Below are 22,404 nucleotides of genomic sequence, written 5' to 3'. Positions count from 1 at the left end.
CTTTGGTTTTATATAGATTTATTTTACACGGCTTTCCTGTTAAAAGCAGTACAGTATGTGGCCTGTAAAAATGGGCCGAAATACATTTTAACATTAAAAAAAACTATTTGCCGTAGCGTTTTGCTATTGCTCACCGTATTGGTAGAATAAATAATAATAACCAACTATGAAAAAATTCTTTACACAAGGGGCAGCCATGTTCGGGATGATGTGTTTGCTCAGCGGCCTGTTAACCTCATGCCTTAAGAATAACGACAACAACCATTATGTGGTACCGCCTGTAGCGCTCATCTCTGCCATCAATGCCTCGCCGGATGCCCAGCCTGTTGATTTCTATCTTGATCAAAACAGGGCAAATAACTTCTCTATCAAAAGCGGCGAAAGTCTTGATTACATCAGGGCCTATACCGGCAAAAGAACCGCAACATTCTATGTAGGAGGAAGCCAGCAGAAAGTAAAAAGCGACACAATTACCCTTAAAGCCGATAAACTATATTCGCTGTTCCTGGCTAACCAGGTGAGTACACCCGATTTTTTGTTGATAGCCGATTCTGTTAGCCGTCCGGCTGAAGGAAAAGCCACCGTAAGATTTATTAATCTGAGCCCCGATGCAGGCGCTGCCGACCTGGCAATAAAAGGCGGTGCAGTACTGGCCACAGGCTTAACTTATAAAAAGTATTCTGCGTTCATCCCTGTTGATGGCGCTACCCCTTATACGTTCGAAATCCGCAAAGCCGGAACAACCACTGTACTATTCACACTTACTGATGTTACATTTAGGAGAAACACCATTAATACCATATGGTTACAGGGATTGGCAGCAGCCACCGATGTAAAAAAGATTAGCGGACATACGCAGGAGAATGTATACTATTATTGATCTACTTCCTTTATATAGAAACAAAAATCCCTGCCTCCGAAAAGAAGCAGGGATTTTGTTTTTAATATAATTTGAGGCCTCAAGAACCCGGGCTACAGATTAAAAATCAGGATTTATGCTAAACTTAATGCCATACGCCGAGATACCTGAATGATCAAGGTAATTAAACCGTTTAATCACATCTATACGCAACAACTTAAAAATATTTCCAACACCAACTCCCGCTTCCACATAGGGCGTGCTGCCTAAGGCATAAGTACCGTTTGCACCATTTGAACCTACTGGAAATTTGTATAAATTTTTTGAGTAAAGGGGATTATTTTCGTTACGCAAGCCCCCGTATAAAACTTTAAATGATAAAAACTCCCGCCATTTTAAATGCTCTATTAATGGTATTTTATTCAGAAAAAAGCCATTAAAACTGTGTGTAATATTTAAGCCCACATAGTGATCGCTCACAAACTCCAGGTAATTCATCTTATTGTAAGCATCGGGTTCATAACCAAAAGATTGATTGGCCGGACTGATATTCAGCAGCGGAAATGGCACCTTTCCGGTTAACAGATTACCCAGCAGCGTAACATCCGAGTAACCCAACTGTGATAAATAAAATCGTTTAAAAATATTCGCGCTTATATTGTTATAGCTGTAAGCTCCGTTGAGCAGCCCTTCAAAACCATGGTTTATCTGCAAGTTAAAAATGGGGTATTTGCTATAAATAGTATGGCGGGACTGCGTTCCCTGTAAAATTTGTTCATGAGGCGCATACCTCAACCCAAGGCCAACTTCGGTAGTGGTTAAATCATGTATGATGGTGTTATTTGCATCATTTTCTTCAAACACGAGGGTTCCGGCGGCTTGTTGGTTCCAGTTTTTGAAAGTAACATTATATGAAAAATGATTCTCAAAATCTTTCACATAATCAACCCTGAAAATTTTATTATAAAGCCAGTAATCCGTTTTGCCCGTTTGGAATGAGGCGAGCGTAGCCTGCGAGTTATTTATTGAATAAATCTTTCCTGGTTTATCAATATCATACTGGTAGCTAACTTTAAAATAATCGTTAGGGAAACGATAAGGCGGCGTTTGATTTAATGAAAAATAAGTGCTTAAATTAAATTTTGCTTTAGTATCCCTCGTTCCGTAGGCTGTAAAACCTTCCAAATAGATGGATCTGTTAAACTTTGGCGTAGTTCGTCCGCCCAACTGGAAGCGTGCCCCTTCTACATTATCAAAAGCATAAATAGAGCCTATCGGTCCTATTTGTACCGGGCCAAAATCGCCATATCCCCCTGTAAATGTTGATGCAATCCACGATAATCTTTTAAAAGACGGCATACTTTCCAGCTTGCTAATACGCCCATACAACTGTTTCTGCTGTGTACTCAATGTATCGGCCCTGTTTTTCATCCAGTAGGCAGTATCTTGTTTTTGGGAATTTACAGCGGTTTGCAAACTTTTACCCTGGTAAAATTCCTCCGCGAGCGGAGAATTTAATTTATAGTGGTCATAAAGCACCATTCGTTCGCCAAAAACGCCGGTTCCCTTGTTTTTTAAAATACCAAAGTCTGCTTTTACGTCACTTTTGTTCAGGTAATAACGTCCACCGGGATATTGTTCAAAATCCAGCCGAATTTTAAGGCTGCGCATAAAATTGATATTGATCTGCTTATTTACGTTAAGCTCACAAGCTTCAACAGCATAATGCCCATCCAGGGTTACCATTAACTTACCTTCAAAAAGCAGATCACCTTTATTGCGGGGTATAAAACTGACCTCCACTAATTTTCCTTTAGCTGTTTGTATAGTATCGGTTATAAAAAACTTATAAAACTCCGGGGCATGATTAGCAATAGGGCTCAGAAACTGGTTGGTGATGATAAAAATATTATTGTCGTATATATCTATATCATTACCATAGAGCCGGTTAAGGTAGGTATCCAGTCCAACGGTATCCACAAATTTGATAATGTTGGTTTCCTTTTGCGCGTTTAATACCCTTATAGACTTTGATGGGTTTTTGCGGTAATAGTTTTGAAATAGCTTTTCGCTGAAATAAACCGGAAGGGAAGTTTCCTGCTGGCCGTTTATTTTTTGAGTAGTATCAAGCATGAACTTGTATTTACTAAAAAAATGACTGTTGATGAGTTTTTGTGGGAGATGAAAAAAGGATAAGCCTATCTTTTCATATTGATCATATTGAAGATAGTCGGCACTTTCCATCCGGTTCTGCTCCTTATGGTCAATAATCTGCTGAATAAGTTCAACGGCTGGGTTTCCTTTATTGGTGTATTTCTTTTTTTTGCCAGAAACAACCGAAACTTCTTTTAACTGGGTTTGACTGCTATGCAGCCGGATTTGCAATTCATTAACCTGGCCCGGTTTAATAATTTTGGTAACCGACTGGTAGCCCATATAAGAAAATGTTACCCGGCTATAAGAGCCTGTGGCACTCAATATAAATCGCCCCACCCTATCTGTACTGGAGCCATACCTGCTGCCATTAAAGTTTACGCCCACAAAAGGCAGTGGCCGGCCAGATACATCATCAACAACCAATCCGTTCACAGTTGTTACCGTTTGTACATTCAATTGCTTTTTCCCGGCAATAGTACTATCCGGCTGCTGGGCTTCACTGTATAAAGGAGATAAAAGCAACGATAAATAAATAATTCTTTTTAGCCCGGGAAGAGTCGAAAACTTAAAAAGCGGGGATATAACCTGCTTCCGCGAAGCTAATTTTATAATGAGATTCCAAAAAATAAGTAACAAATTAAATTAAGAGTTAAGAGTAAAAATGAACCTAAAGCAAAGTAACATTTAGCCATATCTTTTTTAACTGTGAAGTTTCAACTATGTCTAAAATAAATTATAATTCTGTTTTGTTTCTGAAGAAGGCCGGCATGAAAGCATAATGTATGGCTAAAACTCATGAGCCGGACAACAATTAAACGACAACAAATTTTCAGAAGAACTTCAAAATCAATCAGAAACATTAACGAACGGTAACTTTATAAAGTATAAAATCATTTTCAGGTTATTTTTCATGTTTAGATACTCTAATGTCAAAGATGAAAGGAAAGAGCGTGAATATTGTTTTTGAACCATTAAAAATATCTGCATATAAATAACAGATCTGAATAGCCCTCAAAATCATGGGGTACCGGAAAACGCCGGTCATTTACCCAAAAAAACCACGACGGGGCAATAACAGCTTCATGATAGCGGTCATTTTTTTGCAGGAAAAAATTATTAAGCTTTGTATAGATCAAATAGTACTTAAACCTGATTTACCTAACAGGCTGTCTAAAAGTAAATAAACCACCCGTCATTGCGAGTTGTAAAATCCGGTGGCCTTTGAAGGAGAAAATGACAAACGGCGAAAGACTTACGAAGTTTTAAAAACTTCGTAAGTCTGGGATTCTGCAACTTGTCATGGGTAGGTTGTTATATACTTCATTATAAGTTAATTAATCAATTTTAAACAGCTTTTAAGATATTTAGTTCCTGGTTATTTTTTTACTTAAAGCAAACTCTTATGAAAAATTTAACTTTTTACTTTTTGGCAGCAGGTTTCCTGCTTTTTGGTTTTTGCGCAAAGGCCCAGAATTTTGCTTTGGGTGTTCGGGGGGGCATTAGTATTCCTAATTTAACCGGCGGGGCTGGTAGTCAAAACCCACTGAATACCGGTTATAGTTCGCGCTTAGGGCTGGACGCAGGTATATTTGTTGAATATAAAATCTCAACTCTTTTTTCAATACAACCCATGATAGAATATTCTTCGCAGGGAGGTAAAAAAAATGGGTTCCAGGCTTTTACCACTCCCGATGCTTTAGCTGCGATGTTTCCTCCCGGGCAAGCACCTCCATACCTTTATGCCAATTACAACAGTAAGGCAAAATTAAACTACCTGATGCTGCCATTACTGGCTAAATTTGGATGGAATATTAAAAAATCACCATTTCGTGTTTATGTTGATGCAGGTCCGTTTGTTGGGCTCCTGGTCTCTGCTCACCAGGTTACCAGCGGCAAAAGCGAATTTTTCACCGATGCTTCCGGGCAACAGGCCCTGCCAGGAGGCGCGCAATCCTTTGATAATAATGAAGATATAAAAGATCAGCTTCATAAATTCAACACAGGAATTGAAGGTAATATAGGCCTTAACTACCGTATAGGGTACTGTAATTTATTTATTGAAGGGGGTGGCAATTATGGATTTCTGAATATCCAAAAAGGCACGCAAAATGGAAAAAATGAAGTTGGCGCGGCCACAGTTACCATAGGTTACAGTTATTGGTTTGGAAAGTGATTGGTACTTCATTAACAAACAACGGTCTCTTTTTATTTTACCGCACATTTAATTAGAACAACAATCAAAATGTTTTGATTAATTAAATCTGCGGTAAATTATTATTTATTAAATTGTTTAAAAAATCATGTATGTGAACATTTTGTTTAACTTTAGCTTTAGAAATTGACCTATCCTTATTACTTCGTTACTTAATAAGATATTTTTAAATACCTTCTACAGCTATTTTTTGACCCTTAGCAGGTATTTTTTAACAAGTAACTTCGTTAGGTTTATATCCCGTTTCCGTCTTAATTAAATATAACCACAAACCTAACGCCATGATTGCTAACCCACTAAATGTTTTATTAATTGATGATGACTTTTTGAACAATTATATTTCAACTAAATTCATTCAAAGGTATTTTACCAATTCAAATATAACCTCTTGTTTAAATGGGAAAATTGCCATAGATCTGTTAGCGGATAATAAAGCAAAGCAACCCGAATTTAACTATGACTATATTTTTCTTGATTTGAACATGCCGGTGATGAATGGGTGGGAGTTTCTGGATCAGTATACTTTTTTAAAAATTGACCCTACAGTTAAAAGCAATCTATTTCTTTTAACCTCATCGATCCATAAAGACGATGTCAGCAAAGCAAGCAAATACCCCTTGATAAAGGAATTTATTACCAAGCCTCTGTATTCAGAAAAAATAATGGAAATTTTCAATGTGGCCCAGCTAAGCGATTCCAATTAAGTTAGGATCCTAAACAATACAGTACATAAAATTAAGAACAAAGCTCCTTTAGCGTGGCTAAAGCTCAGCTGCAATTTGCAGATAGCTTGGCCCGGATCAAAACAATTCAGGTTGCACACCACTGGTGGCAATATATTTATCAATACTTTGTTCTGCAGAACCTAATTAAACTTTAATGCGAGGGCTACTGATAATTTTCCCCGGCTATTTTCAAGGCCTTTTACCTGAAAGTAGCAGTTAATAGTAAGTGTCCATACTTACATTAATTTTAAGCATGGCACTTAAATTAAATAAGTTCAAGCGTCCCTCAACCCGAACCCGTACGTGGCTAAAAATTTATAGCCTTAAAATGAAAATGGCCCGTGGTTACTTCCGAAAGGGAATTTATTAACCCTGCCATATGCGTGATCACAATGAGTATGATCGCGATACGTTTTTTGAGTAAGATGTTGATTGGTCAGCAGTTCCGATTTATTAGTTTCAGTCTTCTCAGGCTGATTAACTATTACAGTTTTCTTCTTCATGGTGACTCCTCCTGGTTTTAAGGTTTCTTTACAATTGGTATACTAATATAAGCATAAATACACTCATTTCCAATCGCGTTTAAAGAAAAATCCAAGCAGATACAAAGCAGATGTACACGCTGTATTGACAGGGACCTAAGTTAAACTTTCACCAGAAGCCGGTAACGTTTCTTAATTTCCGTTTATTCGTTTTTTAAATGCTTCCAAATAATATTAAAAACATCAACCGGGGCAACCTTATCCTGCAATACCTTATCATTGGTTATCAATACAGGCTTATATTTAGCAGGAATGCCAATGCGGCCATGTGAACCTTTAATAAGGGTGGCATCCAGCGGTATAACATCCATTACATACCTAAAGCCGGCTTTTTTACGCAACAGCTTGTAGCCGGCCCTGGCTTTTGAGGTCATAAACATTTCTACAGGATCGTAACCCGGCTTTTTATGAATATCAACTACGCGGGCATAATCAGGCGCTTTGGCATCGTCGAGCCAAAAGTAGTAGGTAAACCAGCTATGCTCATTTGCCATTAAAACCAGTTCGCCGGCACGTTCATGATCTATATGATAAGCCGCCTGTTCAGCACGATCAAGCACCAACTCAATGCCCGGAACCGTTTTTAGTAAAGCCTTTACCTGCTCAGTTACCGCCGGATCATTGATATACACATGGGCTATCTGATGATCGGCAACAACAAATGCCTTTGAGGCACCCGGATCAAGCAGCTCCAGGCCTCGCTCTACCCTAATCTGTAATAAGTTATGCTGGCGAAATAAGCGGTTTAAATGGATAGGATTGTTAACGGGAGCGATACCATATTCAGATAAAAGGATAATTCTTGCACCCTTCTTTTCGTAAAATGTAACCAGCTCCTCAACCAAAGCATCAATCTCTTTAAGCTCGTTAGCTATTTTTGATTCATCTGGTCCAAACTTTTGAAGGCAGTAATCCAAATGCGGAAGATAGATAAGGGTAAGCGTAGGATCGTGAAGATCATCGGTATACATAGACGCATCTGCTATCCATTTGCTCGATTTAATATTTGCTCCCGGCCCCCAGAACTGAAACAGCGGAAACTGCCCCAATTTTTCCTGTAAAATATCACGCAATTCGGCAGGGTGTGTATAGCAATCCGGCATCTTTCGGCCATCGGCCAGGTAATTTGGCCTTGGTGTTACAGAGTAATCGGCAGTTGAATACATATTATACCACCAAAACATCATAGATGAGGTAAAAGACGGATCTTCTTTTTTTGCCTTATCCCATATTTTATCTCCGGCAACCAGCTTGTTTGATTGTTTCCAGAATTTAACTTCACTGTCAATACGATCATACCAACCGTTACCTACTATACCATTTGCCACCGGGTATGTCCCTGTAAGATAGGCCGATTGTACCGCTGTAGTTACTGCAGGCAAAAGCGGTTCAATGGTGGTTAAATTTTTTGAGGCTATATACTTTTTTAAAAAAGGTGTATGCTCACCAATTACCGAGGTAGATAACCCCACAATATCAATAACAACCGTTTTATTCATAACAGCACTTAATTTGTTAACTCGTATTTAACCCATTCCAGCTCTCTTATTATCGATTGGGTAAGCGGGATCCTCATGGCATCCGGCAATACTCCCCATGTATAAGTTTCTACTTCCAGATGATTGGTGAAAGGACTGTTTTTTTGGATGCCTAATACCTTTACAATATCGGCTTGTGTGGATTGTAACAGGCCAAAATCTTCCAAAAATACAGGAACATGAAAATGGGCGCGCCATTCTTCAGCATCATCTGTTGCCATTAATGCTTCGGGCAAATCAGCATATCGCAGCAAATTACCATCGGCAAGCCGCGCAATAACCTGGTGCAAGTAAGTGGGTTCATTAAACTTTTCAAATTCAGTTAATATTGCCTGCTTATTGCCCGGTGTATGGTCAAATGAGGCCTTGAGGGCGGCACTGATCTGTATCTTGCCTACTTTTACTCCTTTTTGCGCCAGTTCATCAATGATAGCTTCATGTGGCTCATACCCTATTGCAAAATGGCAAACATCATAGCATAAATTCACATGTTCTTTTATGAGGATTTCCGCTTCTGCAGTAGGTATATTAAAATTATGCTGGAAATAGCTGATGCCTTGCGGCAACAGATCGGTCTCAAACCATTCTATAAATTCCCTTCCGGTTTCTAACACGCCATCAGGCTCGGGCTCAATATCCAAATGTAATTTAACACCTGTTTTTTGCTTTATTGAATGGAGTTCGGCAGCTACCTGTAGTATATTTTTAGTGGCTTCCTGCTTAGCTTCATCCATTGCCTCTTTACTATTAAACCAATGTTTATAGCTTAAAGGCGAAGTTGATATACCACCATCCATTCCCTGGGGTAGTAAAAGCGCTAATATGTTAAAAAGCCTTACTGTATAGGCCAGCCTATCGGCGGTCGTCCAATCGGGGGCATGTACCTGGTCTTTAACTATCACATTGTGAAAGCCGCCATACGGAAAACCATTCATGGTAAACACATAGGCATCGTTCAGTTGTAACCATTGTTTAAATTGGGCCAGGTTATCGCCCTGGAGCAGTTCGATACTGGCTATGTTAGATAAGCGCAAACCAATACCCATGGGTGCATCAGGAGATAGTTGTGCCTTTATTTGCGGAAAGCTAAGTTCCAGGGCATTGAAATGGTCGGCCCAGTTTTCACCCGCGTGTATATTGGTGCAATAGCTTAAATGTCCTGCTGTAAGTTTCATAAGTATATCAAATTATTGCAATTGATGTTGTTGCAATTCACCCAGCTTTTTAGCGGCTTGCTTTAATAAAGCGGCATCAATTTCATGTACTTCTTCGCCTTCGCCAATTGAGTTAAGAAGCATAATGGTTAGCTGGCCACCCAAATGCTCGCGAAATTCTTCCAAACCGGCCAATATTGGGCTATCCTCTTTATCAACCTGCAACAAGGGATGCGAAACATCAAAGCCAAGGTTTAGCAAAGTTTGTACAATTCTTTTGCTATCTGCAGCTGATAAACGGCCCGAAAGTTCGGAATAAACGGTATCAAGGGCAATGCCCATGGCTACTGCCTCGCCGTGGCGCACTTCAAAATTGCTCAGGTATTCCAGTTTATGAGCGCTCCAATGTCCAAAATCAAGTGGCCGGGAAGAACCGCTTTCAAAAGGATCTGTACCGGCAATATGCTCCATATGGAGTTGCGCGCACTTCCAGATCAGGTAATTCATTGTCGCTCTATCGCGTTGAACCAAAGTACCGGCATTATGCTCTATCCAATTAAAAAACTCTGCATCTTTCAATAATGCAACCTTAACCGCTTCTGACATTCCTGAGCGCCAATCGCGGTCGCTGAGGGTTTCTAAAAACTTTTCATCATTAAAAACAGCAACCGGAGGCATAAATGTCCCTAAAAAGTTTTTCTTCGAAAAAAAGTTAATCCCATTTTTCACCCCAATGCCTGAGTCATTTTGCGATAATACCGTAGTGGGTATGCGGATATGTTTAATGCCGCGATGAGATACCGCGGCAGCATAACCCACCATATCAAGCACCGAACCGCCGCCAATAGCCGCTATATAAGAGTGCCTGTCAATACCATAAGTATTTACCGCTTCAACAACCTGGTTAAAGTGAGCCACATCATTTTTAACATCCTCGCCCCCGGTTACTATTAAAATATCAGGAATGAGTTGAACTGTAGGGTAAATGGAAAAGTAATTTTTTATTTCGTTTATTAAATTTGGATGTGCATCTATAACACCCTTATCGGCCACAAAAAGTATTTTCCGCAATGACGCCGGTGTGCCGGCGCTCAATAAAAAATCGTTAAAAAGGATATTGGTTATATTAAAAATACCGGTTGTAAAGTAAACCTGGTACTCAAACTTCACAGTAAAAGATTGGGATAAATGCTTCATGTATAAACTAAAGAACGTTTTTTAATAAATGTAATTACGTAACGGCAAAAATCTTTGCCAGCCAGATAGATAATGGCAATAAACAGGCTATGATCAATGCCGCGTAAATAGTACTGAATGTTGCCGCCCATGCCGCATCCATCAATATCAATGAAATAACGCCGGCTTTTACTGCCTTGCCTATATTTTTACCTATCGGATCCTGAATTGCCTTAAACAGCGGCTTAAATATCATCCGCAAAAACGGGATCATGATAATGCCAGATAAAAGCATATTTTTATTAAGATAGGAAAACCAGAATATTAAACCTGCCACTATAACATATAAAAGCGCCGCGATGTATAAATTACGTTTGTTACCACCATGCACTTCGCCCCGGCTAATCATGGTGATTGAAAAGATATAAATAATGGGCACAATTGCCAAAAAGTACCATTGTGGCAGTGCGCTTGTTATTATGCTCACCCCTAAAAGTAAATTTAAGCCCCGGCAAAAACCCATGTTCAGCGGACCAAAAAAAGGATGATGCTTACCTATCTTATTATACAACAGCGCAAAAAAGCTGATGGCTGTTGCCAATAAAGCAGATACCAGGCTAACCATGCCCGCGCTTATAATGCCCGCCAGTAACAGTATACTACCAAATATTGCCGCTTGCCGCAAGCTAACCCTGCCGCTTGGTATGGCACGCTCCGGGCGTTCAACCCTATCCAGGTCGGCATCAAAAACATCATTAAAAACTATGCCGCCGCCATACAGGCAAGCTGTTGAAAAACAAAGCATTAAAACACTTTGCAAATACCCTTTGTAGGCAACTTCAGAAAAAGCTCCGGCTATGGCCGCACCCGCCAGCACATCGGCAACCGAGGTTACTACATTGGCCGGCCTCATCATACGCAAGTAAACAATTATTTTTTCCAATGCGCTTAGCTAATAATAATTGAAGACTTATTGATGCGCGGCTGCTGACCACCACGTAAGATGCTATTTCCTTCAAACCTGGCGCTTTGATCAATGGTTGCAATAAAATCTGCCTCGTTGATTTGCCCGCTTTGTGCAAACGCTGTTATGGCGTTGCGATAGGTAACCAGTTCAATATCCGCATCACTTATTCCGTTAAGCTTCATTAAAGCCGCGGTTTTTGGAACAGCCAGCGGATCACTGATACCCCAATCGGCGGCAGAATTAACCATGATCCGTTCGGGGCCATATTGCTTTGTAATTTCCACCATGCGCTGGTTACCCATTTTGGTAAAGGGGTAAATAGTAAAGGCTGTCCAAAAGCCCCTGTCAAGTACTTCCTTTACAGTTTCCTCGTTGTTATGGTCAATAATTACCATATCCGGGGCAAGCCCATGTTCAATGGCAATATCCATACTGCGCTGCGTTCCGCGTTTTTTATCGCGGTGTGGAGTATGAACCTGTACCGGTAAACCAGCGGCTTTAGCCAGTTCAAGCTGCAAACGATAATATTTTTCTTCGGCAGCGGTTTGATCGTCAAACCCTATTTCGCCAATACCAACCACACCATCTTTATACATAAACAGGGGTAGCATTTCCATTACCTGCTCGGCCAATGGTTCGTTATTAGCTTCTCTTGAGTTAAGCCCTATAGTACAGTAATGCTTTATTCCAAATTGCGATGAACGAAACCTTTCCCAGCCAACCAGGCTGCTGTAATAATCTTTAAAGCTATCTACCCCGGTACGCGGCTGGCCCAGCCAAAAGGAAGGCTCTATAAGCGCCACTATGCCGGCATCGGCCATAGCCTGGTAGTCATCGGTAGTGCGTGAAGTCATGTGCACATGCGGATCAAAAAACTTCATGCCCTTTATTACACCTATATCAAACGCCTCTGTTGATTGTTCAGCGGGTAAACTTCTCTCTTCTGGATTATGACTGCAACACATTTTTTTAATTTTTTATGATCAACGATTTATTACTGCTAAAACTTCCCTTGTTTCATACCATCCAATTGTTCATCGTTAACAAATTTGCCAACAATGTACCAAAGCATATCCTCAACTTTACGGTTGGCTGCCTGGCGTTCTTTAGCATAATCAATTAATATACGGGCAAGCTCCTGGTTTGCCCTGTTATCCAAACCGAATAACTTGTTCACTTGTTTTTCTGTAAAAAAGGCTTTTAAAACCATTTGGTTCCATGCCGCTTCCTCCAGGTTCTCTGCCGGATAAGGATTATTGTACATAATAGCCTCCAGCACCGTACCTATGTTACTCCTGATCCCCTCGGCACAGCGTTTAACCCATAATTTAGGGTACTGCAGTACAGGCAGGGCGGTGTATAATGCAACCTGTTCATTCATTTCGGCTGCCGAAAAAAGGTTTTCAATCGCCTTAAAATAACGGCCTTCGTCAACATCCTTATACCTCATCAACAACCAAACCCTGCTCAGCCTGTCTGCCGTCCAGTTATCGATTGCAAAGCCCGGCCTGATGGATTTTAATAACTCTTCCTGCTCATGAGCTACCCTTACAACTGCTTTGCCCGTTTTACGCGGTATAATTGCAAAGGCGGTATTTAAAGCCAAATTGCTACTGGTATTACTATCCGCATTAAGCCAGGTCCAGGCCTCGGCAGTGATATTATTTTTCGTTATGTCAGCAATTACCGCGTTTAATTCCTCTGTATTGTAAGTAACCATAACTTTTGTTAAGCTGCAAAGTAATTAATGAGCAATGCCCCCGCAATAATAAGTAAACCAAAAAATTCCCTTGTTTTTTCAATGTATGGCTTGGTTGCCTGCATGCTTTCAACCAGGCTGGGTTTATTGTATTTGGTTATCCAGTCGCGTACACCATCTTTCTGAAAAAAAAGTATAACCGCGTAAACCAGGTAAAAGGCTATAAGCAAAATATCAACAAGCGGATAAAATTTACCCATGGCGGCCAGGCCACAACATATGGTAGCACTCAGGTATATGGGCACCCATAAGTACCAGTCAACATCATTCAGGTTTACATAGGCAAAAGCCAAAAACGAAACCACAAAAATTACATTTAAAACAACAAGCATATTAATTTAGATTATTGGGCCGATAACAGCAATTTGTAATTGCTTGTTAACAGCCAGCCAATTTAAAGAATAAAACTATTCCAGAAATCCAATTGTGCATTATTAACAGGAAATTTACCATAATCCATTAAATCTTTGTTCGCAAACCGTAACTTTTTGTGCACAAGCGGTCATTAAAATATTCTTAAACAATCTGAGAAATGATTAGGCTAGGATGCTGTCCCCCTATCCTTTGTTATCACCCAGCCTCAAATCATACCAAAATAAATATTGCAAACAGCGTAACAAATTGTTTAATCATCAGTTATTATATTATAGTATTTTTAATTATACTACAAAGTACCTGCAGTTTCTGGTTTAATACCACAACATTTTACCCGTTGATCTCAAGCGCATCTTAAATTTCAAGCTTGTATCTCATCAGGCAGATTCAGGCCACAGAGAGCAAAACTTCATCTGTTTCCACCCCATCTAAAATGCATGATTCCTTAAAAGGGGTAACCATGTATCTATTTTATTGTAATTGCTATTAATACTTTTTTTTATGCCGATCCTGATTTTCTTTATTGCGCACTGGTTTTTATCCCTGTTTTTCCAAACCTTCTTCCAACACCGCTATGCTTCGCACCGGATGTTCACAACCAATAAATTCTGGGAACGTGTATTTTACATTATGGCCTACTTGTTTGAAGGTGCATCCTTTTTAAACCCCAGGGCTTATGCCTTAATGCACCGGGAACACCATGCCTATAGCGACACGGAAAAGGACCCGCACTCGCCACATTTTTTTACAGACATTTTCCAAATGACAAAGGCTACCTTTAAAACATTTGGCGATCATATGCAAAGAACAAAAGACCCGGAAGCCCGCTTTGCCGGTAACTACCCCGAATGGCCGTTAATAGACCGGATGGGGTCTTCGATACTATCCCGACTGTTATTTGGCGCAGCATATACTTGCTTCTATATATTTTTTGCCGACCATTGGTGGATGTTTCTACTGTTGCCTATTCATTTTTTAATGGGACCCATCCATGGCGCCATTGTAAACTGGTGCGGGCACAAATATGGCTACACTAATTTCGACAACAAGGATAAATCAAAAAACACCACACCTTTCGACTTCCTGATGCTGGGCGAACTGTTTCAAAACAATCACCACAAACACCCCAATAGCGCCAACTTTGGCAAAAAATGGTTTGAGATAGATCCGGTATACCCGGTTATGAAACTGATGCACTGGATGCGAATTATTAAACTGCGGAAAGCGTATTAAATTTTACACATTGGCTATTAAACCTGCATTTGCTGATGAGCCACTGATATTAAACAACAAAACAATGAGTAAAGATAAAGGCAGTAAAGCCATCAAAAAAACACCAAGCTTAAACGGTAAAAAGGAGATATCTAATTACCAGGCGGGCAAATCCCCGGAATATAAAACCGAGGTTGTATCCACCAATAAAAAACACCACTAACATGGCCGGAAAGACAGTTGATTTACAGGCCAGCATGTTTTTGTTTGACCTGGGCAATAGCGCCAAAGAACATTGGTTTAAAACAGAAGAAACATGGGAGGTTAGCTTAGCCACAAATGATGAAAAATTAGCTATGGAAAAGAAATATTTTCCAACCGTTTCTATAAAAGTTTTACCCGAGCAATTGGCAGAATTGTACGGATTGGTCAAAAAAAGATCAACCATTGTACATGCCAACGTTGAAAACACTTTGAATACTGATACGATCATTAAAAACAACTTACAATACCTCATTGCCTTTAATCCAAACAGGCAACGATCTTAAATAGTCACCCATTTTTATACGTGCCGATTACCTTTAATTTTTTAGCCGATGCCCTTTTTAGATTACGTACTGCAAATGCCTTCCTATGGTTGGAAGGACGAACAGGGAGCTTTGATAAAGCCGACTGTACTACAAATATTAACCGAGTTTTTCTCGAGATTAAACCCAATTGCAAACCGTAAAAACTGGTTGCCATTTTTTAGTTGGCTAAAAGTTTTATGCCTTATTCCTTTTTTTGTGCTCTTCATCATTTATTTTTTAACCTGGTGGACCATACTGGCGGCCTTTATTTATGGAATGATTATCATGGGCACACATGGCACCATCTGGCACCACCGCTATTGCACGCATGGCGCTTATGCTTTTACCAACAAATTCTGGCGTTTTGTTACGCAGAATCTCACTTTAAATGTTATCCCCGAAGAGATCTACGTGATATCGCATCATGTGCATCATTCCAAATCTGATCAGCCCGGCGACCCTTATAATGCCCAGGCCGGGTTTTTATATTGCTTTTTAGCCGATGTTAACCACCAGCCGATTGCCAAATATTTAAGTGAGGGTGATTACAACCGGGTAAAACGATTAATGAAACATACAGGTGTTAAAGCAAATACTTATGTGCAATATCAGCACTGGGGCTCTTATGTAAATCCCTGGCGCGCGGTTATGTCATGGATATTAAACTGGTCTTTCTGGTATGTGGTATTTTACCTGGTAGGCGGGCATGCGCTGGCTTGTAGTTTATTTGGCGCCGCCGGCTTTTGGGCAGTTGGAGTACGTACGTTTAACTACGAAGGGCATGCAAAAGGTAAAGAGAAACAGCATGAGGGTACAGACTATAACCAGAAAGACAAATCAATTAACCAGCTATGGCCGGGTATTGTAGCCGGCGAGTGGCATAACAATCATCATCTGTTTCCAAAGAGCGCCAGGAGTGGTTTTAAACCCTTTCAGATAGATTTTGCCTGGTATTACATTAAGCTAATGAGTATGCTTGGTGCCGTGAGCCATTACAAGGATGCTAAAAAGCAATTTTATCAGCAATATTATCTGCCTTATTTAAACAATAAAAATGCAAATAAAATGGAGCAGCCAATAAGTTGTTATGATCCGATAAAGATAGGTGATTGACGATCGGGCAATCAGCATAATTTGTCGCCTACAGCCCTGTACAATGTCGCTTAATGGTACCCGGTTTACTTTATGCCAATACTATATTTGTATATGGATCTTTAAAATATACAGGTATGGAAAACAGGCAAATTATAGAGACTATCACTAAAGCTTTTAATGATAATGATGACGAAACGATATTAAAATATATGGCCGATGATGTGGAGTGGCATATATTAGGTGATGATGTCATATCGGGTAAGGAAAACATCGGCCATTTTTTTTCTAAGAATCCGGAGATCAAAGTGATCACCTGCACTCAGGATCACTTTTTGATTGACGGCGACCAAGCATCCGTAAGCGGCGAAGTGCAATGCCAGAACCGTGACGGAAAGGTATTTGATATGTATTATTGCGATATCTATGAACTACTGAACGGAAAAGTCAAAAAAATGATCACCTATGGGGTAAAGAAACCAACCGGTGCCCAGGATTAAATGAGGCACCAGTTAGCTTGATTCGAATTAATTTGCGATGATCTGTTATTTTGGGGCAAAGAACCCAAAAGTGCTTTTTCCGAATTTAAATTGATCATTTAAATAGTTCAATATTTTTACGGATATAGTCGACAATATGCAATGGCTTTGAACCGGATATTTTTTCTACAAAATCATTTGTTCCGGAAAATACACCGTCCCGGCTGTCCTGTGCAACCGATTCAACATGCTGTATAAAATATGGGGTATATCTCGCCTTCATCAACTCAGCAAACTTATCAATATCAGCAGCTACATAGGTGATCTTCCGGCCAAGTTCCCCAGATAATATTTCGGCTATTTCATATTGGGTAAGTTCTGTAGAACCGTACAAAGGATAAATTTTACCGGCGTGGCCTTCCGGGTTAGCCAGGATAGATGCAATAACCCTTCCGGAATCTTCCCCTGCAATAGGCGCATAACGGGCCTCACCGAAAGGAAGCACAATGCGGTTGTTTTCCTTAATTTCTTTAGCAAAATATTTCAGCCACTCCGCAAAAAAGGTCGGGCGTACGTGAGTAACAGGAATGCCGGTACGGTCAAGCAATCTTTCTGCTATCCAATGGTTTTGAGATGCATTGCTCTTCGCGTCCCTACGGGCGGCCACCTGCGACATATTGACGATATGTGTTAAACCTTCATCAACTGCAGCCTGGGCAAAATAAGCAGTTCCTTCTACCAACCCATCTACCTGGATAGGGTACATGTAATAAGCGCTGCCAATACCCTTTAACGCCGCACTTACAGAATTAAAATTTGAAAGATCTCCCTCCACAATTTCTACCCCTTGCTCTGTTAAATGTGCGGTACGCTCATCTATTTTGTGAACCAGCGCTCTGACCGGTATGTTCAGCTCCAATAATTTTTCTATAACGCTGCTTCCTGTTGCGCCAGTGGCGCCTGTAACCAAAACTTTAGTATTCATGATATTATTTATTTATGTTTTTTAATTATTTGTTAGTGATTATTTAGTCCTTATTTTCTTTTTGTTTCCAGGTATCTAATTTGTAATGAACATATTATATATAAAAAAGAACAATGATTTAAAATAGAACAGTGTTCGAAATTATTGTAAAAAAAATCAGATTTTTTCCATCATGTAAATTAAATTTTCATAGCCTTTTTTCATCAACTCCTCTGAGGTTTTGCCTTTAAATGTGCTCGTTCTGTCTTTACAAAAAAGGGCGCATATGCCATGAAGTGAAGAAAGGAATGTAAATGCCAGGTCTTCGGCATCCATGCCTTTAAAATGGCCATTCTCCATACAAATTTTTATCACATCAATGAGATAATTTAGTGTCTTTACCCCCATGCGCCAGGGATCGGTCTCTGATTTCTTTTTCAACGGTTCATCTACTATGAACATCAGGTTATAAAAATCCCTGTTATTAATTGCAAAGTCTAAAAATGCGTATCCCATTGCTTTCAAACGTTCAAATGGGTCTTCATTATGTTCAAACGCCTGCAGCTCTGACAAAAGCAATCTGAAACCTTCCTCATGCAGTTCGTGAAATATTTCGCCTTTTTCTTTGAAATAAAAATAGATGCTGCTGGGGCTGTAATTAATTGCTTCCGCTATGTTGCGGATACTTGCCATTTCATAGCCTTTTTCCAAAAAAACTCTTCGGGCACCGTCGAGGATCAGCTTACGCATCTCCTCTTTTTCCTTGACTTTTCTGATTGCTATTGACATCTTGTTAATTAATACAGCACAAAGATATAGAACACTGTTCGAAAAAAGAACAGCTAATTAGCAATTTTCGTTATTTTGCCCGTTATATGACTTTGGAATAACAAATAGGTGGGTTTTACCGGTTAAGTCGAGAAGGAAAGGTTAAATTTTGCTGGCTTTCTCGGATTGATCCGAATGTTGTTTACCCTTTGCCGGAGCGATCAAAAATGCATTTTAAACAGAAAAGGCCCATTTTCGTGACCAAGTTGTTCTTAAAAAGTTGAAAAAAATACTTCCCGTTTTTCAAGCTCTGCCCCGTTTTGGTTTAAGGGCATATATTAAAATTAGTATTGAAAAGTACAAGGACCTTTTAATACCGTAAACTATTGAATCAACTTAGCTATCTTTTGCAATGGAATTGTTTCTGCAAATTCCAGTATTTGTGTATCTGTGCAATCATCTACCTTAAAAGTAATTAAAGCACTTCCCAAAGGTATCTGTAACTCGTAATCATTTTTGTCATTGGTGCTACCCGCCTGTTTTTCAAGCCTTGCTTTATAACCTTGTACTTTTACAGTTTTGCTCTTACCATCACTCATCATTCCACCTAAAAGAGGTGTATTTAATACCGTATTCGTCATAGCAACCAAAGGGGAATTACTAATGATAGAAATATCGGCTTTCCTCCCGCTTTTCTCATAAGAGCGGTGTATAGTAGCGCCAACGTAACCAACATTGGAAGCAACATTATCTTCCCTTGCAATAATTTCCATTGCATCCATTTTAGGTGGCAATAATTTTAAAACCTCCTTACCAATTACCAGGTCAACTTCCTGCATGGCTTGCTGTAGCGCAAAATGTGTATCTTCCAGTTTGCCTGCACCGTAGGCAGTTTTAGCAGTGCTCATTGCTTTAGTGAAATCCTGTGCAACGCCAGTACTTACAAAGGCGATGACTGCGATTAATGTTATAAAAGCCTTCATGAATTTTTATGTTGAGATTAAAATTATTGTTCCCCAAGCATCTTTTTTATTCCGTCAATATCAAAAGTATTAGCGGCAGTCATCACTTCCTGCTCGTTGGCAAAGTTGATACACTCCCAAACAATCATGGAAGCTTGGCCAATGGACACTATCAATGTATATCCCTTACTGTCTTCGTATTGAATGATTGCCTTGTTGCCTTTAACTCTCACCTGTTTAAAATTCTGTTTAGCGCCATTGGCTTCAATCATACCGGCATTTGAAAAATATAAAGCAGCTAAACCTGCATAGATCCCTGCATTTCCAATAGTAATTGTCAACTGTTTATCAGCGTTGTTTTTCCACACCCGGTGAATGTTCAGGTTACTCCAGCCCCATTGGGTACTCATTACTATGTCCTGTAGTGTATCTACTTTTAAAGCTACTACCGAAGCGGGTAAAGATTTGAGAATCTGCCGCCCCAATTGAAGCTCTACCCCCATGAGTGCCTGCTGTAACGAATACCGGGCATCGCTGTAATTCTTAGCCGCATGGGCTGTTTCGGCTTCTGCCATTTGCGCTTTTACATCAGGCGGAGTGGTATTACTTAATCCGCCACCGCCTTTATTGGAGGGGTTACCGGATGTGCCGGAGTTACTATTGCCCGATCCGGTTTCAGGAGGAATGCCGACCTTTTTGTCTACTTCCTTATCTACTGCTTTATCTACAGTTTTATTCACCTTGTCTTTGATCTTCTTAAAAAATCCTTGCGACGAGGCGGTATTAGTAACCGTAAGTGCAATAAGGAAACAGAGCAAGTACAAAACCTTTTTCATAAATAAACATTTATATATTGTCAATAAAGATAAAGATAAGCCACACTGATATAAGACACTTAAAGCTAAGTATTTAAATTGATTATTGCAAAACGTAAAATCAACAGATTGTAGATAATTATAGGCAAAAGCCCCACATTTACTGATTTTTTTGAAAGTGATCCCTGCAAGATTATGCTCCATGATCCTTGTAAAAATTCTACGTTAAGCTCCCTTATTTCGATATATGTAATTATATGCAATTACATATAATTTTAATAAAATCCAATAATTATATGTAATTGCATATAGCTAAGTTGAAAATAAAAAATTATATGTAATTGCATATAAAAAACATTATATTTGATTAACTATATGCATTTACATATAATTAATCAAATATGGAGACTTTAGCGAATTTTGTTAAACAAAAGCGAAAAGAAGCAAGGCTAACACAAGAAGACTTCGCTTTAAAGGCAGGTGTTGCATTAACAGTCATCAGGAAAATAGAACAAGGTAAGGGTAACTTAAATTTAGAAAAAGCAAATCAAGTACTAAAAATGTTTGGTCACGAGCTGGCACCAATTAATAGTCGGGAGCTTTTACAGGCAGATAAAAACTTGCAACCATGAGAGAGGCGAGCATATTTTATAAAGAAGTAGAGGCCGGGAAATTGACCGAAACCGATGACGGATTATATGAATTTCGATACCTGCCCGAATACATAAAAACATACCCCGGGCAGTTTATTACATTTACTATGCCGGTTAGTGACAAGGTGTATACTGACAAAAGGTTGTTTGCTTTTTTCGAAGGCCTTATACCTGAAGGCTGGTTATTAGATATCGCCATAACCAGTTGGAAAATTAACACAAATGACCGTATGGGGCTTTTATTAGCCTGCTGCCGGAATTGTATCGGAGCCGTAAGCGTTATACCAACGGAGAAAGAAAATGAGTAGGAAGTGTTTATATTGCTACCAGCCGCTTAATGAGCAGGAAGACGGCGACTATCATGAACGTTGTAGCTTGAAATTTTTTGGAATCAAAACACCACCGGAGTTTAGTTATACCATGGACCAAATGACAGATCTGGCTAAAAACGTAATAGAACGTAGCATAGCGGTTCCAGGCGTGCAACCCAAATTATCACTGACGATTGTTAAGGATGCCATGGCAAATGGTCCGCGTGGCAGGCTTACTGTTGTTGGTGCGTTAGGTGGTAATTACATTTTAAAACCACCATCTACGCATTACCCTGAAATGCCGGCAAACGAACATGTGACTATGCGAATAGCCGAAGACGCATTTGGGATACGGACTGTTCCATCAAGTTTAATCAGACTGGCCTCTGGCGAACTTGCTTATATCACTAAAAGAATAGACCGAACTATAGACGGTGAAAAAATACATATGATCGATATGTTTCAAATATTGGAAGCTTTTGATAAATACAAAAGTTCTATGGAGCGTATAGGAAAAGCGATTACAGCCTACTCAAGTAGTACATTACTTGATCAATTTTATTTTTTTGAATTAGCATTATTCAGCTATTTGATTGGTAATAATGATATGCACCTGAAAAATTTCTCCATATTTAATAGCAAAGGTGGCTGGAATTTATCGCCAGCCTATGATCTTTTAAATGTAACTATAGCTAATCCTAAAGACGAAGATGAATTGGCGTTAACCCTTGAAGGAAAGAAAAGCAATTTCAGACCGGAGCATTTTCAAAGATTTGGTATCGGGCTTGGCTTAACTGAAAAGCAAATACAAAACACCTATACTAATTTTCTAAAAAATAAGGAAAAGGCATTTTCCTGGCTTGATAATTCATTTTTATCACAAGAAATGGTTGATGGGTATAAGATTGTAATGGATAAAAGATATACAATCCTTAATTAAATAATAATATGCGGGAATATTGCGCCGTTTGGAGCTTGCATAAAAACGTGGAGAGTTTGCTATAGTCGTATGCTTTTATTATCCCACAAAATAAATACTTATTTCTTCATCCCCCAAATTATCGGACTGATCCCCAAATTTCCGCTTGATCCATAATTATAAGGCATTAACCGAA

General features: G+C 39.5%; 23 protein-coding genes. 11 read left to right on the top strand and 12 right to left on the bottom strand.

Features of this window, described 5'->3' with window-relative positions:
* The first annotated feature begins 166 nt into the window (after positions 1-166).
* Positions 167-880: a DUF4397 domain-containing protein gene (locus tag AC1DYB_RS11575; protein WP_477435016.1), complete on the top strand. Its 714-nt coding sequence runs from the start codon at positions 167-169 to the stop codon at positions 878-880.
* 99 nt (positions 881-979) lie between these two features.
* Here AC1DYB_RS11575 and AC1DYB_RS11570 read toward each other — a convergent pair whose 3' ends face one another.
* Positions 980-3,538 carry a DUF5686 family protein gene (locus AC1DYB_RS11570; RefSeq protein ID WP_477435014.1) on the bottom strand — a complete coding sequence of 853 codons (2,559 nt, stop codon included), beginning with the start codon at positions 3,536-3,538 and terminating at the stop codon, positions 980-982.
* 880 nt (positions 3,539-4,418) lie between these two features.
* On the opposite strand from AC1DYB_RS11570, the gene AC1DYB_RS11565 reads away from it, so the two are divergent.
* Positions 4,419-5,189, top strand: a complete 771-nt coding sequence (locus AC1DYB_RS11565) for a porin family protein (RefSeq protein WP_477435012.1) — start codon at positions 4,419-4,421, stop codon at positions 5,187-5,189.
* 320 nt (positions 5,190-5,509) lie between these two features.
* The gene (locus AC1DYB_RS11560) at positions 5,510-5,932 is read left to right on the top strand and encodes a response regulator (RefSeq protein WP_295711139.1); all 423 of its coding nucleotides are present in this window, start codon (positions 5,510-5,512) and stop codon (positions 5,930-5,932) included.
* A 706-nt stretch (positions 5,933-6,638) separates the two neighbouring features.
* Here the strand turns inward: AC1DYB_RS11560 and AC1DYB_RS11555 are convergent.
* From AC1DYB_RS11555 to AC1DYB_RS11525, 7 genes are read right to left on the bottom strand one after another with little or no spacing between them, the layout of a single operon-like run.
* Positions 6,639-7,994 (bottom strand): alkaline phosphatase family protein, encoded by a 1,356-nt coding sequence (locus AC1DYB_RS11555; protein ID WP_477435010.1) that lies wholly within the window; start codon positions 7,992-7,994, stop codon positions 6,639-6,641.
* Between the two features lie 8 nt (positions 7,995-8,002).
* Positions 8,003-9,208 (bottom strand): metabolite traffic protein EboE, encoded by a 1,206-nt coding sequence (eboE, locus tag AC1DYB_RS11550; RefSeq protein WP_477435008.1) that lies wholly within the window; start codon positions 9,206-9,208, stop codon positions 8,003-8,005.
* 12 nt (positions 9,209-9,220) lie between these two features.
* On the bottom strand, positions 9,221-10,384 hold the full coding sequence (locus AC1DYB_RS11545) for a 3-dehydroquinate synthase (RefSeq protein WP_477435006.1): 1,164 nt from the start codon (positions 10,382-10,384) through the stop codon (positions 9,221-9,223).
* A 34-nt stretch (positions 10,385-10,418) separates the two neighbouring features.
* Entirely contained in the window at positions 10,419-11,306 is an 888-nt protein-coding gene (gene eboC / locus AC1DYB_RS11540) for a UbiA-like protein EboC (protein ID WP_477435004.1), read from the bottom strand.
* A gap of 5 nt (positions 11,307-11,311) precedes the next feature.
* A complete protein-coding gene (locus tag AC1DYB_RS11535; protein ID WP_295711148.1) occupies positions 11,312-12,295 on the bottom strand; it encodes a TatD family hydrolase in 984 nt (327 codons plus the stop codon).
* Between the two features lie 35 nt (positions 12,296-12,330).
* Positions 12,331-13,050 (bottom strand): EboA domain-containing protein, encoded by a 720-nt coding sequence (locus AC1DYB_RS11530; RefSeq protein WP_477435002.1) that lies wholly within the window; start codon positions 13,048-13,050, stop codon positions 12,331-12,333.
* An 8-nt stretch (positions 13,051-13,058) separates the two neighbouring features.
* A complete protein-coding gene (locus AC1DYB_RS11525) occupies positions 13,059-13,421 on the bottom strand; it encodes a transmembrane 220 family protein (protein ID WP_477435000.1) in 363 nt (120 codons plus the stop codon).
* Between the two features lie 544 nt (positions 13,422-13,965).
* Here AC1DYB_RS11525 and AC1DYB_RS11520 point away from each other — a divergent pair.
* The 5 genes from AC1DYB_RS11520 to AC1DYB_RS11500 all read left to right on the top strand — a co-directional run bounded on the left by AC1DYB_RS11520 (position 13,966) and on the right by AC1DYB_RS11500 (position 16,837).
* Entirely contained in the window at positions 13,966-14,697 is a 732-nt protein-coding gene (locus tag AC1DYB_RS11520; protein ID WP_477434998.1) for an acyl-CoA desaturase, read from the top strand.
* 64 nt (positions 14,698-14,761) lie between these two features.
* Positions 14,762-14,899: a hypothetical protein gene (locus AC1DYB_RS11515; protein ID WP_477434996.1), complete on the top strand. Its 138-nt coding sequence runs from the start codon at positions 14,762-14,764 to the stop codon at positions 14,897-14,899.
* A gap of 1 nt (position 14,900) precedes the next feature.
* On the top strand, positions 14,901-15,224 hold the full coding sequence (locus tag AC1DYB_RS11510) for a hypothetical protein (RefSeq protein WP_477434994.1): 324 nt from the start codon (positions 14,901-14,903) through the stop codon (positions 15,222-15,224).
* Positions 15,225-15,272: 48 nt separating this feature from the next.
* On the top strand, positions 15,273-16,358 hold the full coding sequence (locus tag AC1DYB_RS11505; RefSeq protein WP_477434992.1) for a fatty acid desaturase: 1,086 nt from the start codon (positions 15,273-15,275) through the stop codon (positions 16,356-16,358).
* Between the two features lie 116 nt (positions 16,359-16,474).
* Positions 16,475-16,837, top strand: a complete 363-nt coding sequence (locus AC1DYB_RS11500) for a nuclear transport factor 2 family protein (protein WP_477434990.1) — start codon at positions 16,475-16,477, stop codon at positions 16,835-16,837.
* Between the two features lie 94 nt (positions 16,838-16,931).
* Here the strand turns inward: AC1DYB_RS11500 and AC1DYB_RS11495 are convergent, their stop codons facing one another.
* From AC1DYB_RS11495 to AC1DYB_RS11480, 4 genes are all read right to left on the bottom strand, one after another.
* On the bottom strand, positions 16,932-17,801 hold the full coding sequence (locus AC1DYB_RS11495; protein WP_477434988.1) for an NmrA family NAD(P)-binding protein: 870 nt from the start codon (positions 17,799-17,801) through the stop codon (positions 16,932-16,934).
* Between the two features lie 156 nt (positions 17,802-17,957).
* Positions 17,958-18,569, bottom strand: a complete 612-nt coding sequence (locus AC1DYB_RS11490) for a TetR/AcrR family transcriptional regulator (RefSeq protein WP_477434986.1) — start codon at positions 18,567-18,569, stop codon at positions 17,958-17,960.
* 362 nt (positions 18,570-18,931) lie between these two features.
* Entirely contained in the window at positions 18,932-19,531 is a 600-nt protein-coding gene (locus AC1DYB_RS11485) for a hypothetical protein (RefSeq protein ID WP_295711168.1), read from the bottom strand.
* A gap of 23 nt (positions 19,532-19,554) precedes the next feature.
* A complete protein-coding gene (locus tag AC1DYB_RS11480) occupies positions 19,555-20,346 on the bottom strand; it encodes a hypothetical protein (protein ID WP_477434984.1) in 792 nt (263 codons plus the stop codon).
* Between the two features lie 380 nt (positions 20,347-20,726).
* On the opposite strand from AC1DYB_RS11480, the gene AC1DYB_RS11475 reads away from it, so the two are divergent.
* The 3 genes from AC1DYB_RS11475 to AC1DYB_RS11465 are packed head-to-tail and all read left to right on the top strand — an operon-like array spanning position 20,727 to position 22,229.
* Positions 20,727-20,957, top strand: a complete 231-nt coding sequence (locus AC1DYB_RS11475) for a helix-turn-helix domain-containing protein (protein WP_477392403.1) — start codon at positions 20,727-20,729, stop codon at positions 20,955-20,957.
* The gene (locus tag AC1DYB_RS11470; RefSeq protein ID WP_477434982.1) at positions 20,954-21,286 is read left to right on the top strand and encodes a HipA N-terminal domain-containing protein; all 333 of its coding nucleotides are present in this window, start codon (positions 20,954-20,956) and stop codon (positions 21,284-21,286) included. The genes AC1DYB_RS11475 and AC1DYB_RS11470 overlap by 4 nt, the downstream gene beginning before the upstream one ends.
* Positions 21,279-22,229 (top strand): HipA domain-containing protein, encoded by a 951-nt coding sequence (locus tag AC1DYB_RS11465; RefSeq protein ID WP_477434980.1) that lies wholly within the window; start codon positions 21,279-21,281, stop codon positions 22,227-22,229. Before AC1DYB_RS11470 ends, AC1DYB_RS11465 begins: the two co-directional genes overlap by 8 nt.
* Positions 22,230-22,404 lie beyond the last annotated feature (175 nt).

Source organism: Mucilaginibacter sp. P2_A4, assembly GCF_056405015.1.
The sequence above is the reverse complement of the archived record's forward strand: the minus strand, read 5'-3'. Positions and strand labels throughout refer to the sequence as shown.

Coding starts and splice junctions, on each gene's coding strand:
- AC1DYB_RS11560 (WP_295711139.1), top strand. CDS start 5,510: ATGATTGCTAACCCACTAAATGTTTTATTAATTGATGATGACTTTTTG.
- AC1DYB_RS11505 (WP_477434992.1), top strand. CDS start 15,273: ATGCCCTTTTTAGATTACGTACTGCAAATGCCTTCCTATGGTTGGAAG.
- AC1DYB_RS11495 (WP_477434988.1), bottom strand. CDS start 17,801: ATGAATACTAAAGTTTTGGTTACAGGCGCCACTGGCGCAACAGGAAGC.
- AC1DYB_RS11510 (WP_477434994.1), top strand. CDS start 14,901: ATGGCCGGAAAGACAGTTGATTTACAGGCCAGCATGTTTTTGTTTGAC.
- AC1DYB_RS11575 (WP_477435016.1), top strand. CDS start 167: ATGAAAAAATTCTTTACACAAGGGGCAGCCATGTTCGGGATGATGTGT.
- AC1DYB_RS11490 (WP_477434986.1), bottom strand. CDS start 18,569: ATGTCAATAGCAATCAGAAAAGTCAAGGAAAAAGAGGAGATGCGTAAG.
- AC1DYB_RS11480 (WP_477434984.1), bottom strand. CDS start 20,346: ATGAAAAAGGTTTTGTACTTGCTCTGTTTCCTTATTGCACTTACGGTT.
- AC1DYB_RS11545 (WP_477435006.1), bottom strand. CDS start 10,384: ATGAAGCATTTATCCCAATCTTTTACTGTGAAGTTTGAGTACCAGGTT.
- eboE (WP_477435008.1), bottom strand. CDS start 9,208: ATGAAACTTACAGCAGGACATTTAAGCTATTGCACCAATATACACGCG.
- AC1DYB_RS11530 (WP_477435002.1), bottom strand. CDS start 13,050: ATGGTTACTTACAATACAGAGGAATTAAACGCGGTAATTGCTGACATA.
- AC1DYB_RS11515 (WP_477434996.1), top strand. CDS start 14,762: ATGAGTAAAGATAAAGGCAGTAAAGCCATCAAAAAAACACCAAGCTTA.
- AC1DYB_RS11525 (WP_477435000.1), bottom strand. CDS start 13,421: ATGCTTGTTGTTTTAAATGTAATTTTTGTGGTTTCGTTTTTGGCTTTT.
- AC1DYB_RS11475 (WP_477392403.1), top strand. CDS start 20,727: ATGGAGACTTTAGCGAATTTTGTTAAACAAAAGCGAAAAGAAGCAAGG.
- AC1DYB_RS11535 (WP_295711148.1), bottom strand. CDS start 12,295: ATGTGTTGCAGTCATAATCCAGAAGAGAGAAGTTTACCCGCTGAACAA.
- AC1DYB_RS11555 (WP_477435010.1), bottom strand. CDS start 7,994: ATGAATAAAACGGTTGTTATTGATATTGTGGGGTTATCTACCTCGGTA.
- AC1DYB_RS11565 (WP_477435012.1), top strand. CDS start 4,419: ATGAAAAATTTAACTTTTTACTTTTTGGCAGCAGGTTTCCTGCTTTTT.
- AC1DYB_RS11520 (WP_477434998.1), top strand. CDS start 13,966: ATGCCGATCCTGATTTTCTTTATTGCGCACTGGTTTTTATCCCTGTTT.
- AC1DYB_RS11485 (WP_295711168.1), bottom strand. CDS start 19,531: ATGAAGGCTTTTATAACATTAATCGCAGTCATCGCCTTTGTAAGTACT.
- AC1DYB_RS11500 (WP_477434990.1), top strand. CDS start 16,475: ATGGAAAACAGGCAAATTATAGAGACTATCACTAAAGCTTTTAATGAT.
- AC1DYB_RS11465 (WP_477434980.1), top strand. CDS start 21,279: ATGAGTAGGAAGTGTTTATATTGCTACCAGCCGCTTAATGAGCAGGAA.
- AC1DYB_RS11470 (WP_477434982.1), top strand. CDS start 20,954: ATGAGAGAGGCGAGCATATTTTATAAAGAAGTAGAGGCCGGGAAATTG.